General features: G+C 72.5%; 16 protein-coding genes. 7 read left to right on the forward strand and 9 right to left on the reverse strand.

Annotated elements, in window-relative coordinates; genetic code table 11:
* Positions 1-201: 201 nt before the first annotated feature.
* Both IE134_RS11015 and IE134_RS11020 read left to right on the forward strand, forming a co-directional pair.
* Positions 202-1,935, forward strand: a complete 1,734-nt coding sequence (locus tag IE134_RS11015; protein WP_030708091.1) for an ABC transporter ATP-binding protein — start codon at positions 202-204, stop codon at positions 1,933-1,935.
* Entirely contained in the window at positions 1,935-3,863 is a 1,929-nt protein-coding gene (locus IE134_RS11020; protein ID WP_030708093.1) for an ABC transporter ATP-binding protein, read from the forward strand. The genes IE134_RS11015 and IE134_RS11020 overlap by 1 nt, the downstream gene beginning before the upstream one ends.
* Before the next feature lie 15 nt (positions 3,864-3,878).
* Here the strand turns inward: IE134_RS11020 and IE134_RS11025 are convergent, their stop codons facing one another.
* From IE134_RS11025 to IE134_RS11045, 5 genes are all read right to left on the reverse strand, one after another.
* Entirely contained in the window at positions 3,879-4,970 is a 1,092-nt protein-coding gene (locus IE134_RS11025) for an RNA polymerase sigma factor (protein ID WP_030708095.1), read from the reverse strand.
* Between the two features lie 207 nt (positions 4,971-5,177).
* Complete coding sequence (gene dnaG, locus IE134_RS11030; protein WP_097973223.1) at positions 5,178-7,109, reverse strand: DNA primase; 1,932 nt, start codon at positions 7,107-7,109, stop codon at positions 5,178-5,180.
* A 93-nt stretch (positions 7,110-7,202) separates the two neighbouring features.
* A complete protein-coding gene (locus IE134_RS11035; RefSeq protein WP_030708099.1) occupies positions 7,203-8,462 on the reverse strand; it encodes an NAD(P)/FAD-dependent oxidoreductase in 1,260 nt (419 codons plus the stop codon).
* A 138-nt stretch (positions 8,463-8,600) separates the two neighbouring features.
* The gene (locus tag IE134_RS11040) at positions 8,601-9,959 is read right to left on the reverse strand and encodes a deoxyguanosinetriphosphate triphosphohydrolase (protein ID WP_030708101.1); all 1,359 of its coding nucleotides are present in this window, start codon (positions 9,957-9,959) and stop codon (positions 8,601-8,603) included.
* A 52-nt stretch (positions 9,960-10,011) separates the two neighbouring features.
* Positions 10,012-10,935 carry a sirohydrochlorin chelatase gene (locus IE134_RS11045; protein ID WP_126931372.1) on the reverse strand — a complete coding sequence of 308 codons (924 nt, stop codon included), beginning with the start codon at positions 10,933-10,935 and terminating at the stop codon, positions 10,012-10,014.
* 416 nt (positions 10,936-11,351) lie between these two features.
* On the opposite strand from IE134_RS11045, the gene IE134_RS11050 reads away from it, so the two are divergent.
* Positions 11,352-12,143 (forward strand): SanA/YdcF family protein, encoded by a 792-nt coding sequence (locus IE134_RS11050; RefSeq protein WP_229823489.1) that lies wholly within the window; start codon positions 11,352-11,354, stop codon positions 12,141-12,143.
* 24 nt (positions 12,144-12,167) lie between these two features.
* Here the strand turns inward: IE134_RS11050 and IE134_RS11055 are convergent, their stop codons facing one another.
* From IE134_RS11055 to IE134_RS11065, 3 genes are all read right to left on the reverse strand, one after another.
* A complete protein-coding gene (locus tag IE134_RS11055; protein ID WP_030708107.1) occupies positions 12,168-12,626 on the reverse strand; it encodes a gamma-glutamylcyclotransferase family protein in 459 nt (152 codons plus the stop codon).
* Between the two features lie 11 nt (positions 12,627-12,637).
* Positions 12,638-12,979, reverse strand: a complete 342-nt coding sequence (gene cutA / locus IE134_RS11060; protein ID WP_030708109.1) for a divalent-cation tolerance protein CutA — start codon at positions 12,977-12,979, stop codon at positions 12,638-12,640.
* Between the two features lie 75 nt (positions 12,980-13,054).
* Entirely contained in the window at positions 13,055-13,687 is a 633-nt protein-coding gene (locus IE134_RS11065) for an NADPH-dependent FMN reductase (RefSeq protein WP_189430337.1), read from the reverse strand.
* 74 nt (positions 13,688-13,761) lie between these two features.
* On the opposite strand from IE134_RS11065, the gene IE134_RS11070 reads away from it, so the two are divergent.
* The 4 genes from IE134_RS11070 (at position 13,762) to IE134_RS11085 (ending at position 16,735) form a co-directional block, all read left to right on the forward strand.
* The gene (locus IE134_RS11070) at positions 13,762-14,565 is read left to right on the forward strand and encodes an aminotransferase class IV family protein (protein WP_030708112.1); all 804 of its coding nucleotides are present in this window, start codon (positions 13,762-13,764) and stop codon (positions 14,563-14,565) included.
* A 56-nt stretch (positions 14,566-14,621) separates the two neighbouring features.
* Positions 14,622-15,083: a DUF5990 family protein gene (locus IE134_RS11075; protein ID WP_030708115.1), complete on the forward strand. Its 462-nt coding sequence runs from the start codon at positions 14,622-14,624 to the stop codon at positions 15,081-15,083.
* A gap of 391 nt (positions 15,084-15,474) precedes the next feature.
* A complete protein-coding gene (locus tag IE134_RS11080) occupies positions 15,475-16,020 on the forward strand; it encodes a GVDTG sorting domain-containing protein (RefSeq protein WP_030708117.1) in 546 nt (181 codons plus the stop codon).
* An 82-nt stretch (positions 16,021-16,102) separates the two neighbouring features.
* A complete protein-coding gene (locus tag IE134_RS11085; protein ID WP_089115099.1) occupies positions 16,103-16,735 on the forward strand; it encodes a class F sortase in 633 nt (210 codons plus the stop codon).
* A gap of 12 nt (positions 16,736-16,747) precedes the next feature.
* On the opposite strand, the gene IE134_RS11090 is transcribed toward IE134_RS11085, so the two are convergent.
* The gene (locus IE134_RS11090) at positions 16,748-17,539 is read right to left on the reverse strand and encodes a TSUP family transporter (protein WP_098894483.1); all 792 of its coding nucleotides are present in this window, start codon (positions 17,537-17,539) and stop codon (positions 16,748-16,750) included.
* Positions 17,540-17,630: the final 91 nt, after the last annotated feature.

A 17,630-nucleotide genomic window follows, 5' to 3' on the forward strand; every position in this document is an offset into this window, starting at 1 on the left:
CCGCACAGGTCCCGTTTCCCGCGCGGCGGCGCGCACCCCGCGCAGTCCTGACACCGGGGCGCGCCCGGCCGTGAGCTGGAGCGCGGGGGCTCCCCCGCGCTCCAGGTTTGACCCGGGCTTGGGGAAAACGGTTCGCTCGTGGAGTACGGCGTACGCGAAACTGGGTCGGCCTCTGCCTGCCGCCGATTCCGAGAGACCCGCGTGCTCATAAAACTCCTGCGGGCCCATCTGGGCCCGTACAAGAAACCCATCGTGCTGCTGGTGCTCCTCCAGTTGCTCCAGACCTGCGCCACCCTTTATCTGCCCAGCCTGAACGCCGACATCATTGACAACGGTGTCGTCACGGGCGATACCGGCTACATCCTGGAGTTCGGCGGTCTGATGATCGCCGTCAGCGTTCTGCAGGTGCTGTGCAATGTCGGGGCCGTGTATTACGGGGCCCGTACCGCTTCCGCCCTCGGGCGTGATGTGCGGGCCGCCGTCTTCGACCGGGTGCAGTCCTTCTCCGCCCGGGAGCTGGGGCGCTTCGGGGCCCCCTCGCTGATCACCCGGACCACCAACGACGTCCAGCAGGTCCAGATGCTGGTCCTGCTGGCGTTCACGCTGATGGTGTCGGCCCCGATCATGTGCGTCGGCGGGATCATCATGGCGCTCGGCCTCGATGTGCCGCTCTCCGCCGTGCTGCTGGCGGTCGTGCCGGTGCTCGGGGTCTCGGTCGGCCTGATCGTGCGGAGAATGGGACCGCTGTTCCGCACTATGCAGGAGCGGCTGGACGGTGTGAACCGGGTGCTGCGCGAGCAGATCACCGGCAACCGGGTCATCCGGGCGTTCGTCCGGGACGGGTACGAGGAGAAGCGCTTCCGGCAGGCGAACACCGAGCTGACCGATGTGTCGGTGGCGACCGGGCGGCTGATGGCGCTGATGTTCCCGACCGTGATGACGGTGGTGAACCTGTCGTCGATCGCGGTGGTGTGGTTCGGCGCGCACCGGATCGACAGCGGCGGGATGCAGATCGGTGCGCTGACCGCGTTCCTCGCCTATCTGATGCAGATCGTGATGGCCGTGATGATGGCCACCTTCATGTTCATGATGGTGCCGCGCGCCGAGGTCTGCGCCGAGCGCATCGAGGAGGTCCTCGGGACCGATTCGAGTGTCGTGCCGCCCGTCGCGCCCGTCACCGAGCTGCGCCGGCACGGCCATCTGGAGGTGCGGGGCGCGGAGTTCCGGTACCCGGGTGCGGAGGAGCCGGTGCTGCGGGCCGTGGATCTGGTGGCCAGGCCGGGTGAGACCACCGCGGTCATCGGGTCGACGGGCAGTGGGAAGTCCACGCTGCTCGGGCTCGTACCCCGGCTGTTCGACGTGACGGACGGCGAGGTGCTGGTCGACGGCGAGGACGTGCGGACGCTGGATCCGGCGCTGCTGGCGAGGACGGTGTCCCTGGTGCCGCAGAAGCCGTACCTCTTCTCGGGGACGGTGGCGACGAACCTGCGGTACGGGAATCCGGAGGCCACCGACGAGGAGCTGTGGCACGCGCTGGAGGTGGCGCAGGCCAAGGAGTTCGTGGCCGCCCTGGAGCACGGGCTCGACGCGCCGATCGCGCAGGGCGGCACCAATGTGTCCGGCGGTCAGCGGCAGCGGCTCGCGATCGCGCGGACGCTGGTGCAGAAGCCGGAGATCTATCTCTTCGACGACTCGTTCTCCGCGCTGGACTACGCGACCGACGCGGCGCTGCGGGCGGCGCTGGGCCGGGAGACGGCCGGGGCGACCGTGGTGATCGTGGCGCAGCGGGTGTCCACCATCCGTGACGCGGACCGGATCCTGGTGCTGGACGAGGGCCGGCTCGTGGGCACCGGCACCCATCACGAGCTGATGGACGGCAATGAAACGTACCGGGAGATCGTGCTCTCCCAGCTGACGGAAGCGGAGGCCGCGTAATGGCCGGTCCGGGCGGACGGATGATGGCCGGGGGCGCGCCCACCGACCGGTCGATGGATTTCAAGGGGTCGAGCAAGCGGCTGCTGAAGCGGTTCGGCCGGGAGAAGACCACGCTCTGGCTGATGCTGGGCGCGGTGGCGGTGAGCGTCGCCCTGTCGGTGGCCGGGCCGAAGATCCTGGGCAGGGCGACCGACCTGATCTTCGCCGGTGTCGTCGGGCGGGAGATGGCCGAGGGCACGACGAAGGCGCAGGCGCTCGAGGGGCTGCGGGAGAACGGCCGCGGGTCGATGGCGGACATGCTGTCGGGCGTGGACTTCACCCCGGGCCAGGGCATCGACTTCGACGCGGTGGGGAACGTCCTGCTGATGGCCCTGGCGGTCTACGTCGGGGCCGGGCTGCTGATGCTGGTGGCGACCCGTCTGTCGATCCGGGTGATCAACCGGATCGTGTTCCAGCTGCGTGAGGACCTGCAGACGAAGCTGGCGCGGCTGCCGCTGTCGTACTTCGACAAGGCCAAGCGCGGTGAGGTGCTGAGCCGGGCGACGAACGACATCGACAACATCTCGCAGACGCTCCAGCAGACGATGGGCCAGCTCATCAACTCCCTGCTGACCATCGTCGGCGTGCTGATCGTGATGTTCTGGATCTCGCCGCTGCTGGCGCTGGTCGCGCTGGTGACGATCCCGCTGTCGGTGGTCGTGGCCACCCAGGTCGGCAAGCGGTCGCAGCCGCAGTTCGTGCAGCAGTGGCGGGTGACGGGCACGCTCAACGCCCATATCGAGGAGATGTACACCGGGCACACCCTGGTGAAGGTCTTCGGCCGGCAGGAGGAGTCCGCGCGGGACTTCGCCGAGCAGAACGAGGCGCTGTACGAGGCGGGCTTCAAGGCCCAGTTCGCCAGCGGGATCATGCAGCCGCTGATGTTCTTCATCTCGAACATCAACTATGTGCTGGTCGCGGTGGTCGGCGGGCTCCGGGTCGCCTCGGGCGCACTGTCGATCGGTGACGTGCAGGCGTTCATCCAGTACTCGCGGCAGTTCTCGATGCCGCTGACGCAGGTCGCCTCGATGGCCAACCTGGTGCAGTCCGGTATCGCGTCGGCGGAGCGGGTCTTCGAGCTGCTGGACGCCGAGGAGCAGGACGCGGACCCGGAGCACGGGGAGCGCCCGGAGCGGCCGGAGGGCCGGGTCTCGCTGGAGAAGGTGTCCTTCCGCTACGAGCCGGACAAGCCGCTGATCGAGGGCCTGTCGCTGAGCGTGGAGCCGGGGCAGACCGTCGCGATCGTCGGTCCGACGGGTGCGGGCAAGACGACGCTGGTCAATCTGCTGATGCGGTTCTACGAGGTGACCGGCGGGCGGATCGCGCTCGACGGGGTCGACGTGGCGAAGATGTCCCGGGACGACCTGCGGTCCTCCATAGGGATGGTCCTCCAGGACACCTGGCTGTTCGGCGGGACGATCGCGGAGAACATCGCGTACGGCGCTTCGCGCGAGGTCACCCGCCAGGAGATCGAGGAGGCGGCGAAGGCGGCGCACGCGGACCGGTTCATCCGGACGCTGCCCGACGGGTACGACTCGGTGATCGACGACGAGGGGACCGGGGTCAGCGCGGGCGAGAAGCAGCTGATCACCATCGCGCGGGCGTTCCTGTCCGACCCGGTGATCCTGGTGCTCGACGAGGCGACCAGCTCGGTGGACACCCGGACCGAGGTGCTGATCCAGAAGGCGATGGCGCGCCTGGCCCACGGGCGTACGTCGTTCGTGATCGCGCACCGGCTCTCCACGATCCGGGACGCGGACGTGATCCTGGTGATGGAGAACGGCTCGATCGTCGAACAGGGCACGCACGACGAGCTGTTGGCGGCCGGTGGGGCCTATGCCCGGCTGTACGCCGCCCAGTTCGCGGAGGCGCTGGCCGAGGTGGACTGACTCCGCTCGCGCGGATCAGTCGAGGTAGCCGCGGAGTTGGTCGGCGAAGGCGTGGTCCCGCAGCCTGCTGAGGGTCTTGGACTCGATCTGGCGGATACGTTCGCGTGTCACGCCGAAGATGCGTCCTATCTCCTCCAGGGTGCGGGGCCGCCCGTCGTCCAGGCCGTAGCGCAGTTGGACGACCTTGCGTTCGCGCTCGCCGAGGGTGGAGAGCACCGCCTCCAAGTGCTGGCGCAGGAGCAGGAAGGCGGCGGACTCGACGGGTGAGGTGGCGTCGCCGTCCTCGATGAGGTCACCGAAGGAGACGTCGTCCTCCTCGCCGACGGGGGCGTGCAGGGAGACCGGTTCCTGGGCCAGGCGCAGGACTTCGGTGACCCGCTCGGGCGTCAGGTCCAGCTCGACGGCGATGTCCTCGGCGGTCGGCTCGACGCCGCGCTCCTGGAGGAGGCGGCGCTGGACGCGCACCACGCGGTTGATCAGCTCCACGACGTGGACGGGGACGCGGATGGTGCGGGCCTGGTCGGCCAGGGCGCGGGACATGGCCTGGCGGATCCACCAGGTGGCGTACGTGGAGAACTTGTAGCCCCGGGCGTAGTCGAACTTCTCCACCGCCCGGATCAGGCCGAGGTTGCCCTCCTGGACGAGGTCGAGCATGGTCAGCCCGCGGCCCACATACCGCTTGGCGACGGAGACGACGAGGCGGAGGTTGGCCTCGATGAGGCGGCGTTTGGCCGTGCGGCCCATCACGACCAGCCGGTCCAGGTCCACGGCGAGGCGGGAGTCGAGGTCCGGGGTGCCCGCGAGGCGCTCCTCGGCGAAGAGCCCGGCCTCGACGCGGCGGGCGAGCTCGACCTCCTCGGCGGCGGTGAGCAGCGGGATGCGGCCGATCTCGCGCAGATACTGCCGGAACAGGTCGGAGGTGGGGCCGCCGGAGTCCGCCCGGTTCCTGGGGTCCGGCGGTTCGGGGAGGTGCGTCGCTTCCACCATGACTGCCTCGGGTGCGTGTCCGGGCGGGCCGGCTGCGGTCTCCGGGTGGTGCAGGGCCCTGTTCTGCGCGGGGATCGCCGCCATGGGCGCGGTCGTGGTCGTCACGGTCCGGGTCTGCACGGGGGCGACCTCCAGGTGATCGCTGCCGGTTGACGGGGGCGGAGGTCTGTCCGGGCCCGGGTGTTCCCCTGCGGACCGGTGTGCTCCGATGACTCAGACATTCCCCAGTGTGGGGTACGACACACGGCTGTCACGAGGGGCGTGCGGGGACTTTCTGATTCCGGTCCGTCACCGGGCGGTTACCGGCATGCCGGGGCCGGAGTGGGCTCAGAGCGCGGCTGCGCCGTGGGCGCGCAGGGTCTGGGCGTACTGCTGGAGGACCCAGACCTCGTTCTGCGCGGCGGCCAGGTCCTGGGGTGCGACGTGGTTGCCGAGGCGGGCAAGGCTGCTCTGTACGTCGGCGATGCGGCGGTCCACCGCGCGCAGCCGGACGTGGACGAGGTGCATGCCGGCGTAGGTCTCGTCGATGGTGCGGCCGTGGAAGACCTCGACGGCCAGCTCGGTGACGAGGTTGCGGACGGTGTTGTCGGGGGCGGCGTCCAGGACCGCGCCCAGATACGCCCGGTCGTCGGCGATCCCCTGCTCGGCGCCGCCCGCCTCCTCGATGCAGCGGCGCACGGCGGCGTAGGGCGCGGCGGTGAACTCGTCCACGCCGTACGCGTCGAAGGCCGGGGAGACCAGGGCGGGCTTCTGGAGGGCGAGCTTGAGCAGTTCGCGCTCGGTGCGGTGGGCGGGGCTGCGGAGGTTGAGCGCGGGGCCGGAGAAGGCGGGCGCCGGAGCGGGGGCGGCCTGCTGCGGGGCGCCGCCGCGCGGGCCCCGGCCCTGGGGTCCGCCCCGGCCGCCCCGGTCCCCGTGGTCGCCGCCCTTGTCGCGGGCCCAGCGGGCGAGCTGGGCGACACGGCGGACGACGAACTCCTGGTCGAGGATGCCGACGAGACCGGCGAGCTGGACGGCGACCTCGCGCTGCACACTGCTCGTCTTGATCTTGGCGACGACGGCGGCGGCCTCGTCGAGAGCGGCGGCGCGGCCCGCCGGGGTCTCCAGGTCGTAGCGGCCGACGATCTGCCGCAGCGCGAACTCGAAGAGCGGGGTGCGCGGCTCGACCAGGTCGCGCACCGCGTCGTCGCCCTTGACGAGGCGCAGGTCGCAGGGGTCCATGCCGTCCGGGGCGATGGCGATGTAGGTCTCGGCGGCGAACTTCTGGTCGTCCTCGAAGGCGCGCAGGGCGGCCTTCTGGCCGGCCGAGTCGCCGTCGAAGGTGAAGATCACGCGGGCGCTGCCGTTGTCCATAAGGAGGCGGCGCAGGATCTTGATGTGGTCGTTGCCGAAGGCGGTGCCGCAGGTGGCGATGGCGGTGGTGACCCCGGCGAGGTGGCAGGCCATGACGTCGGTGTAGCCCTCGACGACGACGGCGCGGCTGGCCTTGGCGATGTCCTTCTTCGCCAGGTCGATGCCGTACAGCACCTGGGACTTCTTGTAGACCGGGGTCTCGGGGGTGTTCAGGTACTTCGGGCCGTTGTCGTCGTCGCGGAGCTTGCGGGCGCCGAAGCCGACGATGTCGCCCGCGGTGTCGCTGATCGGCCACATGAGCCGGCCGCGGAAGCGGTCGATGGGGCCGCGCCGGCCGTCCTGGGAGAGGCCGGAGGTGATCAGCTCCTTGTCGCTGAAGCCCTTGCCGCGGAGATACCGGGTGAGGTGGTCCCAGCCGGCCGGGCTGTAGCCGACCCGGAAGTGGGTGGCGGCCTCCTGGTCGAAGCCGCGTTCGGCGAGGAACTTCCGGCCGATCTCGGCCTCGGGGCTCTCCAGTGCACGGACGTAGAACTCGGCGGCGGCCTGGTGGGCCTCGATCAGCCGGATGCGTTCGCCGCGCTGGTGGGAGGGGTTGTAGCCGCCCTCCTCGTACCGCAGGGTGATGCCCGCCTTGGCGGCGAGGCGCTCGACCGTCTCCGAGAAGGAGAGGTGGTCGATCTTCATCACGAAGGCGATCGTGTCGCCGCCCTCCTGGCAGCCGAAGCAGTGGAACAGGCCCTTGGAGGGGCTGACCTGGAAGGAGGGGGACTTCTCGTCGTGGAAGGGGCAGAGGCCTTTGAGATTCCCGCCGCCCGCGTTGCGCAGCTGGAGGTACTCGGACACGACGGCGTCGATCGGGACCGCGTCCCGTACCGCCTTCACGTCGTCGTCATTGATCCTGCCAGCCACGCATGAAGTCTACGGGTGGGCTCGGACAGCCCGGGTCCCGGCGGGCGGGCGGCCGGGGCGCGGGCGGCGTGGCCCGTGCCCCGGCCGTACGTCTCAGAGCAGGGAGTCCAGCGGGACCGACGGGTCGGCGAGGGCCTCCGGGTCGTGCTGCTGACGGGCCCGGATCAGCTCCTGGACGGTCTCGGTGACATCCCACACGTTGACGTTCATCCCGGCGAGGACGCGGCGGTCCTTCAGCCAGAACGCGATGAACTCCCGCTTTCCGGCGTCGCCCCGGATGATCACCTCGTCGTAGGAGCCGGGCGGGGCCCAGCCGGAGTACTCGAGGCCCAGGTCGTACTGGTCGGAGAAGAAGTACGGGATCCGGTCGTACGTCACGTCCTGGCCGAGCATGGCGCGGGCGGCGGCAGGGCCGCCGTTCAGGGCGTTGGCCCAGTGCTCGACGCGCAGCCGGGTGCCGAGCAGCGGGTGCTGGGCCGCGGCGACGTCCCCGGCGGCGTAGATGTGCGGGTCGGAGGTGCGCAGCGAGGCGTCCACGGCGATGCCGCCGCCGTGGGCGCGCTCGGCCAGCTCCAGGCCGGCGGCCTCGGCGAGGGCGGAGCGCGGGGCGGCGCCGATCGCGGCGAGCACGTCGTGGGCGGGGTGCTCCTCGCCGTCGTCGGTGCGGGCGGCGAGCACCATGCCGTCCTGGCCGGTGATCTCGGTGAGGCGGGCGCCGAAGTGGAAGCGGACGCCGTGCGAGCTGTGCAGCTCGGTGAAGATCTGGCCCAGCTCGGGGCCGATGACCTGGTGCAGCGGGGTGGGCTCGGCCTCGACGACGGTCACCTCGGCGCCGTAGCCGCGGGCGGCGGCGGCGACTTCCAGGCCGATCCAGCCGGCTCCGGCGATGACCAGGTGGCCGTTGTCGCGGCCGAGGGCGGCGAGCACGTTGCGCAGCCGGTCGGCGTGGGCGAGGCGGCGCAGATGGTGGACGCCGGCCAGGTCGGTGCCGGGGATGTCGAGGCGGCGCGGTTCGGAGCCGGTGGCCAGCAGCAGCTTGTCGTAGTGGATGACGGTGTTGTCGCCGAGCTGCACGGTCTTCGCGTACCGGTCGAGCGCGGTGACCGGCTGGCCGAGGTGCAGTTCGACGTCGGCGCCCGCGTACCAGGGGCGTTCGTGGGTGAAGACGCTGTCCCGGTCGGCCTTGCCGTCCAGGTATCCCTTGGAGAGCGGCGGGCGTTCGTAGGGGTGGTCGCGCTCGTCGCCGATGAGGATCACCCGGCCGGTGAACCCTTCGGCACGCAGTGTTTCGGCCGCCTTCGCCCCTGCGAGTCCTGCTCCGACGATGACGAACGTCTGATGTGCGTCGACCACTTGATGCCTCCTCAGTGCTGTGCTGCGCGGCGCCCCCACAGCTGCGAGCGTCCCGCACGCAGCGTGATGGCGAAAGAGGGTGTGCCCCGGACAGGTCACACCCAGTGGTCAGAAGTCCGGCCCCTTCCAGTCTGCCCCTCAGCCACGGCGCGCTGTGAGCGCGGCGTGCAGGGATCGTGCGGAGGCGTCGGTGAGGGCGGCGATCTGGTCGATCAGGACCCGCTTGCGGGCGTGGTCGTCGGGGGCCTGGTCGAACAGGGCGCGGAAGTGCGGCTCCAGGCCCTCGGGGGCGCGGGCGGTGAGGGCGGCGGCCAGCTCGGCGATGACGATGCGCTGGTCGGCGCGGAGGGTCTCCTGTTCGGCGCGCTGCATCACGTAACGGTCGGCGACCGCCTTGAGGACGGCGCACTCGTTGCGGACGGTGCGCGGGACGACGAGCTCCGCGCCGTACCGGCCGAGGCGGCCGGGGCCGTACACCGCGCGGGTGGCGGTCTCGGCCTCGGTGCAGAAGCGGCCGATGAGCTGGCTGGTGGCGTCCTTCAGGCGGGCCTGGGCCACGGCGGAGCCGTCGTAGCCGTGCGGCCACCAGTCCTGGTCGATCAGCCGGTCCAGGGCCTCGGCGAGCTCCTGCGGGTCGGTGCCGGCGGGGACGTAGCGGCCGATGGCGACGGCCCAGATCTCCTCGCGCTCCGGTTCGGCGTAGAGGCAGTTGGGGTCGATGTGCCCGGCGTGCAGCCCGTCCTCGAAGTCGTGGACGCTGTACGCCACGTCGTCGGACCAGTCCATCACCTGCGCCTCGAAGCAGGTGCGGTCCTCGGGGGCGCCCTCGCGGGCCCAGGCGAAGACCGGGAGGTCGTCGGCGTACACCCCGAACTTCACCGAGTGCGGGTCGGTGGGGTGCGCGCCGCGCGGCCAGGGGTACTTGGTGGCGGCGTCCAGGGCGGCCCGGGTGAGGTTGAGGCCGACGCTGACCAGCTCGCCGGTGCGCGGGTCGTGGACGAAGCGCTTGGGCTCCAGGCGGGTCAGCAGGCGCAGCGACTGGGCGTTGCCCTCGAAGCCGCCGCAGTCGGAGGCGAAGTCGTTGAGGGCCTGCTCGCCGTTGTGGCCGAACGGCGGGTGGCCCATGTCGTGCGAGAGGCAGGCCGTCTCCACCAGGTCGGGGTCGCAGCCGAGGACCGCGCCGAGCTCGCGGCCGACCTGGGCGCACTCCAGGGAGTGGGTGAGCCGGGTACGGGGGCTGGCGTCCCACTGGTGGGAGCGGGTGCCGGGGGTGACGACCTGGGTCTTCCCGGCGAGCCGACGCAGGGCGGCGGAGTGCAGGACCCGGGCGCGGTCGCGCTGGAAGGCGGTGCGGCCGGGCCGCTTGTCCTCCTCGGTGTCGAAGCGCTCGGTGTCGGCGGGGCCGTAGGGGCTCGCCTCCGTGCCGCTCTGCGCGTTTCGTGCGCCGTGCGTGCCGTGTGCCGGTTCTGCCCCGTGTGCGCCCTGTGTGCCGTCCATGGTCCCGACAGTAGCGACCGGGACGGACAACGGGCGTGAGCGGGCCGGGATGTCAGGCGGAAGCGAGCAAGCTCACGGCGTCGGCGGGGGCGACCGCCGTCCTTGCCTGGTCGTAGCGGTGCAGGACGAGGCGGGCCATCGCCGGGTGGGTGCCGAGCGGGGCGGCGGCCCGGTGCGGTACGGCGTCGGCGCAGGCGCTCGCGAAGCGGCCGGGGGCGGTGAAGTACGAGGCGACGAAGGCCCGGTGGCGTCCCCTCGCGGCCAGCGCGCGCAGGGCGGCCGGGACGGTGGGCGCGGTGGCGGAGGCGTACGCGGGCACGACGGGCACGCCGAGGCGTTCGGCGAGCAGGCGGGCGGTGCGCCGGGTGTCCTGGGCGGAGTCGGGGTCGCGGGACCCGGCGGCGGCGAGGACCACGGCGGCGTGGCGGCCACCGTGGTCGGCGGCGTCCCAGCCGGCTTCGACGAGCCGCCCGTACAGCGCCTCCACGAGCAGGGGGTGCGGGCCGAGGGGCGCGGCGATCCGGGCCCGTACGCCGGGGGCGGCGGCCGTCGCCGCGGGCAGGTCGCGCTTGACGTGGTGGCCGCGCCCCAGGAGCAGCGGTACGAGGACGGCTTCGGCCCCGCGCAGGCCGTCCAGGGTGTCCGGGAGCAGCGGTGCGTTCAGCTCGATGTGGCCGAGCCGGACGTCGAGGCCGGGCCGCAGGTCGCGGACCCGGTCCAGGAGAGCCAGCACGGTGCGCAGGGCCTGCGGGTCGCGGCTGCCGTGTGCCACGGCGACCAGGGCCGGGGCGGAGGTGCCGCCGTCCGCTGCGGGGCGGTCGGGGTGCCGGGTGCGGTGCATGGGTCTGCGGGTTCCGTTCCGGGAGACGAGGCTGAGCTGTGCGCCGAGCTGGTCGGTGATGCGGGCGAGAAGGTGCGCGGTGCTGTGGGTCAGCGGGGGTGACTGCTGAGGGTGTTCCGGGGCCGGCTCCGTCATGGACCGATGGTGCCGGGCGGAGGTTGCCGGGCCGTTGCGTGAGGGTCACGGGGGTTTGCCGCCACCTCACGGCGGGGGCGGGGGCGGTGTGCGGTGCCTCGGAGGGCCGGGCCGGAGGTGGGGTGTCGGGCGCGTGTCCGGCGTGCGCGGGTCCGGCGCGGGCGGGCGTGCGCGGGTCCGGCGCGGGTGTCGGGCGCGGGTCGGGCGCGGGTGTCGGGCGCCACAGGCGGGGCGGCGGGCGAACCTTTGCGGCTTCCCGGTCGTCAGGTGGGGTGGGGGCACGGTGCGCGCACGGCGCGGCCGACGGACGGACGGCGCGGGGACGAGTGGGGGTTGCGGTGCGTGGGAAGAGCGGGGAGAGACGGAAGCGGCTCGGGCGGTCGGCGGGCCCGCGGCTGCCGGAGGGGCCCGCTGCCGTGCGGATCCGGGACCGGTTCGCTGCCGTACGGCTGCCGGGGCGGCCCACGCCGCGGCTCCGGGGCCGGTTCACCGGGCCGCGGCTCCCGGAACGGCCCACGCCTCGGCTTCGCGAGCGGCTCGCCGCCCTGCGGCTGCCGCGTACCCGGCGCGGGCAACGGCGGCTGGTGCAGGGGCTGATGGTCGCCTGTGTGCTGGCGCTCGTGCCCGCGACCTGGATGCGTCTGGCGGCCGGTGACCGGGTGGGCACGACAGCCGAGGCACCGGCCCGGGAGGTCGCCGTGGTGTTCGGGGCCGGGCTGTGGAACGGCCGGCCGACCCCGTATCTCGCGCACCGGCTGGACGCGGCGGCCGAGCTGTACCGCACCGGGAAGGTCAAGGTCGTCCTCGTCACCGGGGACAACAGCCGGGTGGAGTACGACGAGCCGGACGCGATGCGCACGTACCTCACCGGGCGCGGGGTGCCCGACGGGCGGATCGTGAGCGACTACGCCGGATTCGACTCCTGGGACTCCTGCGTCCGGGCCAAGAAGATCTTCGGGGTCGACCGGGCGGTGCTGGTGAGCCAGGGCTTCCACATCCACCGGGCGGTCACCCTGTGCCGGTCCGCCGGGATCGACGCGTACGGCGTCGCGGTCGACGAACCCCGGGACGCCACCTGGTACTACGGCGGCGCCCGGGAGCTGGCCGCCTCGGGCAAGGCGGCCCTCGACGCCCTGTTCCGGCCCGACCCGCGCTTCCTGGGGCCCGAGGAGCCGGGCGTGGCGGAGGCGCTTGCGCCGAGCGGGTGAAGCCCGGCGTCGGGGTACACCCCCTCAGCGTCCGGTGACCCACCGCCCCTCGGGAATGACCACGCCGCCGGTCCGCAGCGAGCGGGTGACGGCGGTCGCCGCGAGGTAGACCCAGGCCCGCACCGGGCCCCCGTCGCCGGGTCCCGGCAGCTCGACCTCGCGGACGACGCGTTCGTACAGGTTGCGCGGGTGGCCGGGCCCGAGGAACTCCTCCAGGTGGTCCAGCAGCCCGAGCAGCTCCCCGTACACCCCGGGCGCGGCGACGAGCAGGGTGCCGTGGACGCGGCCGTGGCCCTCGATGGCGTACGGGTAGCCGGGGCCGTCGTAGAGGAGGGCCCGGGGCAGCACGGCCGGGCGCTCCCCCGCCGTACGGCCCCGGAGGAACAGGTCGTGGTTGGGTTCGCCCGGCAGCAGCGTCCCGTACACGAAGAAGGGCAGTTCGGCGCCGGCGGAACCGCCGCCGCCCGGGCCGGGGGTGGTCATGGCCGCCGCCGTCACAGGGCTGCCGGAGGAGCCGTCTCCGCCGTCACCCAGCCGAGGTAGCGGGCGCTGCCCCGGATCACCGGCAGGGCGATGATCTCCGGCGTGTCGTAGTCGTGCTCGCGCTGGAGGTGCTCCTCCAGTTCGTCGTAACGCTCCGCCGCCGTCTTGAAGAGCACCTGCCACTCCTCGCTCGTCTCGATGGCGTTCTGCCACCGGTAGACGGAGGTGACGGGGGCGGAGATCTGCGCGCAGGCCGCCAGCCTGGCCTCCACCGCCGACTGCGCCAGGGCGTGGGCCTTGTCCTCGCTGTCGGTCGTGGTCAGTACGGTCAGCCATGCCGGCGGCGCTGTCATCGTCGGTCTCCTCGGAATGCGGACTCGGGGCACCTTGCCCGTGGGCCTTCGATGCGATTGTCGGCCCACCGGGCGTCAGGCGCCGTACGGACGGGACTTTCTGGCGTCGCGCAGGGCCGTGCCCCACCACACCACCTGGTCCAGCAGTACCTTGGCGGCCGCGTCGGCGGGGCCCGGGTCCCGGTGGCGCCCTTCGTCGTCGAAGAGGGCGCCCGCGTTGTGGAAGGACACGGTGTCGCGGACGGTGACGGTGTGCAGCTCGGCGAAGACCTGCCGCAGCTGCTCGACGGCGCGCAGCCCGCCGGAGATGCCGCCGTACGACACGAAGGCGACGGGCTTGGCCTGCCATTCGGCGCTGTGCCAGTCGATAAGGGTCTTCAGCGGTGCGGGGAAGGAGTGGTTGTACTCAGGGGTGAGGACGACGAAGGCGTCGGCCGCCGCGAGCCGTTCGGAGGCCGCCGCGAGCCGCGCCGCCTCCTCCGGACCGGGGCTGAAGGTGATCGCGGTGGGCAGGCCGGCCTCGGCGACGTCGATCAGGTCGGTCTCGATGCCGGGGTGCCGGGCCGCGCGGCCCAGGAACCAGTCGGCGACGACGGGGCCGAAGCGGCCGTCGCGGTTGCTGCCGAGGATGACGGCGACCTTGAGGGGGGCCGCCCCGGCGGACGAGGTGGGTGAAGTGGATGACGTGGATGCGGCTGTGGTGTCCATGGCGTCGACCTTTCTCCCTCAACCATGGTTGAGGTCAAGCCCTCGTCCCGACATGCGCCGCCTACGGTGGCCGCATGACGACACAGCCGCCTCCGCCCCACATCGAGCTCGACGGCCGCCCGGCCACCGAGGAGACCCTGCGGATCCCCGCCCTGTACGGCTTCGGCCACTTCACCGCACTCCAGGTGCGGGACGGCCGGGTGCGGGGCCTGGGCCTGCACCTCGCACGGCTGGACGCCGCGAACGGGGAGCTGTTCGGCCTGCCTCTGGACGGCGACCGGGTGCGGGAGCTGATCCGGCACGCCCTGGCCGGGGCGGGGCGGCGGGACGCCTCGGTGCGGGTGAACGCCTATCTGCCGCCCGGGGCGACGCGTACGACCCTGATGGTGACGGTCCGGGAGCCCGCCGTCATGCCGTCCGGGGCGCGGAGCCTGATGTCGGTGCCGTACGTACGCACCGCCCCGCACATCAAGCGGCCCGGCGAGTTCGGGCAGACGTACTACGGGGTGCTGGCCGGGCGGGCGGGGTTCGACGACGCGCTGCTGACCGCGCCGGGCGGTGTGGTGACCGAGGGGGCGATCACCAACATCGGCTTCTGGGACGGGACCTCGGTGGTGTGGCCCGACGCCCCGGCGCTCACCGGCATCACGATGGCCCTGCTGGAACAGGGCCTGGAGCGGGCCGGACGGCCATCGGTCCGCCGTCCGGTGACGCTGGACGGGCCCGACGGGGTGGGCCGTTTCCCCGCCGCCTTCGTCTGCAACTCGCAGGGCGTCGCACCGGTGCGGCGGATCGACGACACCGTGTTCCCGGTGGACGAGGAGCTGATGAAGGACCTGGGCGCGGTGTACGACAGCGCTCCGGAGGAGACCGTGTGAGGCTCCCCGTACGGATAGGGGGGTGGGCGAGCCCGGCCGTGCCGGACCATGGGGACATGCAGATCCACATCGAGGCCTCGGCCCTCCCCGGCCGCGCCTGCGGCCCGGACAGCGACTTTCCCGGCTACGAGAACATCCACGTCGGCGTCCAGCGCAAGGACCGGCCGGGCGAGCTGCTCGGCCTGCACCCCGGGGACGCCCCCACCGCGTCATGGGTGCTCGACTGCGAGGCCACCGAAACGGAGGACGGGGTCGCGGTGTCGGGGCCCTACGTCCAGAACCGGCTGGGCGGGCGGTTCGTCTATCTGTCCTGGGGCACGGTGGACGACGCCGGGGTCTTCACCATGTTCCGGCGCGCGAAGCTGATGTTCAGCGACATCGATCCGGAGGTCCTCGCCGCCGCCGCGCGCTCCGGGCAGCTCACCGGGCGGCTCGGGCTCACCGACGCCAAGGGACAGCCGCTGTGCGCCCGGGTGCGTCCGCCGCAGATCGTCTGGAGCGCCACAGGCGGGGCCTGAGCACCCCCGTACGGGCCGGCCGGCCGGAGGCGGATCCGACACCGCCCCCACCGGTCCAGGGGGGAGTGGGCCGGTGGGGGCGGGTGCCGTGGGGGGCGGGGATCCGTCCCGTGGGGGGGATGTCTTGCGTGTGCCCGGGGCCCACAAGGTCACACATGTGACCTACATCACACTCCACGTATGCGCCTCACCCGATCGGCACCCGGCCCGGCAGCTCGGACCGAACGGCCCAGCCACACCGCTGCGACCTGCGGTGATCCATTCCGGCAAGGGTGCCGCGCCGGTCCGTACGGGTGAAAGCTGACCCCGCGTCAGAAGGCGTGGCGGGCCGCGCCCCCGTTGGCTCGGGGACAGGACACACCCGCTCGCGCCGTCTGCCCGGAGGAACCCCATGCGCAGTCCTGCCCGCCTCGTGACCGGTACCGTCGGTGCCGCGTTCACCGTCATCGCGTTCGGTCTCACCGCCGCCGCTCCGTCCGCGTACGCGGGTGACTTCGGCCGTCTGGAGATCACCCCGGCGACCGCTCCCCCCGGCGCCACCATCACCGTGAACACCACCGCCTGCGGCAAGAAGGGCTCGGGCATCGGTGACGCGAACGAGCTGGACGCCGGGGACTTCGAGATGCGCCCCGGCACCCACAAGGAGGTCGTGGTCGGCCAGTTCACCGTGCCGCACGACACCCGGCCCGGTGTCTACGAGATCGTCGTCTCCTGCGACAACGGCAAGGACGCGGTCGGCGACCTCAAGGTGATCGGCGGCGGCAAGCACGAGAAGCCCATCCACGACCGCCCGTCCGGCCATGTGCGGACCGGGGTCGGCGGCAGCGTCGAACCGAACTCCACGCAGGTCGCCCTCGGCGTCGGCGTGATCGGCCTGGCCGCCGTCGGCGGACTGTGGCTGCTGCGCCGCCGCTCCGAGGGCGCCGAAGGAAGCTGATCCGCCGCTTCCCCTCTGACCGGGCGGGGCGCGTCCCCGAGCGCGTCCCGCCCGTCCCGGACCACCGACCGAGGACGACGCCGTGTCTCCGAGCGCGCAGAAGGCCAAGGGCTGGCTGGTGGGCATCGCCGTGCTGTGCGGCATCTGGCTCATCCAGAACGGGCCCGGCGGCCAGCTGATCCCGCCGCAGCCCTCCAGCGCCCAGGCCTTCGCCGCCGGCCCCCAGCTCCAGCCCGGCTCCCCGGTCGCCGAGCCGCTGAACCCGTCCGATCCGGTCCGCATCCGCATCCCGACCATCGAGGTGGACGCGCCGATGACGCCGCTGGGGCTGGCCGCCGACGGCAGCCTCGACGTACCGCCGGACGAGGACCGCAACCTCGCGGGCTGGTACGAGGACGGCGTCCCGCCCGGCGCGAAGGGCACCGCGATCGTCGCGGGACACGTGGACAACGCCGAGGGGCCGTCCGTCTTCTACGCCCTGGGCGCCCTGACCAAGGGGACCCGGGTCGAGGTGGACCGCCGGGACGGGCGCACGGCCGTGTTCTCGATCGACGCCATCGAGGTCTACGACAACGACGACTTCCCCGACCAGCGCGTCTACGGCGACGCGCCGCACGCCGCGCTCCGGCTGATCACCTGCGGCGGCGGGTTCTCGAAGGAGACCGGCTACCAGGGCAACGTGGTGGCGTACGCGCACCTCACGGACGTGCGCTGACCACCCGGGGCGCTACGCGTTCCACTGGTCGAAGCCGAGCTTGGCCACCAGCGAGAACACCACCGTCAGCAGCACCGCCCGGACGAAGCCGCTCCCCCGGCTCAGCGCCATCTTCGCCCCGATCATCCCGCCCGCCAGGTTGAAGACGGCCATCACGGCCGCGAGCTGCCACAGCACGGTGCCCTGGTACGCGAACATCGCCAGCGCCCCCGCGTTGGTGCACACGTTGACGATCTTCGCGGTGGCCGACGCGGTGACCAGGTCGAGGTGGAGCACGGCGGTCAGGGCCAGCACCAGGAAGGTGCCGGTGCCCGGCCCGAACAGCCCGTCGTAGAAACCGATCCCGCCGCCGACCAGCACGATCGCCGTGATGATCCGGACCCGGGCGACCGGCCGGTCCGTGCCGTCGCCCGCCGCCGCCGTGCCGAAGGACGGGCGCAGCATGACGAAGGCCGCGACCCCCAGCAGCACCACCATGATCACCGGGCGGAGCACCTCGCTGCTGATCCCGGCGGCGAAGAACGCCCCCGTCATCGACCCGGCGAGCGCCATCAGCCCGATCCGCACCGCAAGACCCACCCGCACCGGGGCTTTCCGCAGGAAGGTCACCGCCGCACCCGAGGTGCCCACGATCGCGACGGCCTTGTTGGTGCCGAGGACATGGGCCGCCGGTACGTGCGGCAGGCCGAGCAGCAGCGCGGGCAGGAGCAGCAGTCCGCCGCCGCCCACCACCGCGTCGATCCAGCCCGCGGCGGCCGCGGCGAGGCAGAGGAGGATCAGGGTCGACAGGGTTATGTCAGGCACGAACCGACCTTAGACGCCTGTCGCCCATGCCCCCTCACCTGGTCCCTCACAGGGCCCCTGCCCGGTCGCTGAGCGCAAGGTTCCGCCCGGG

Source organism: Streptomyces rubiginosohelvolus (assembly GCF_014649875.1).
In the GTDB taxonomy this organism is placed as follows: domain Bacteria; phylum Actinomycetota; class Actinomycetes; order Streptomycetales; family Streptomycetaceae; genus Streptomyces; species Streptomyces rubiginosohelvolus.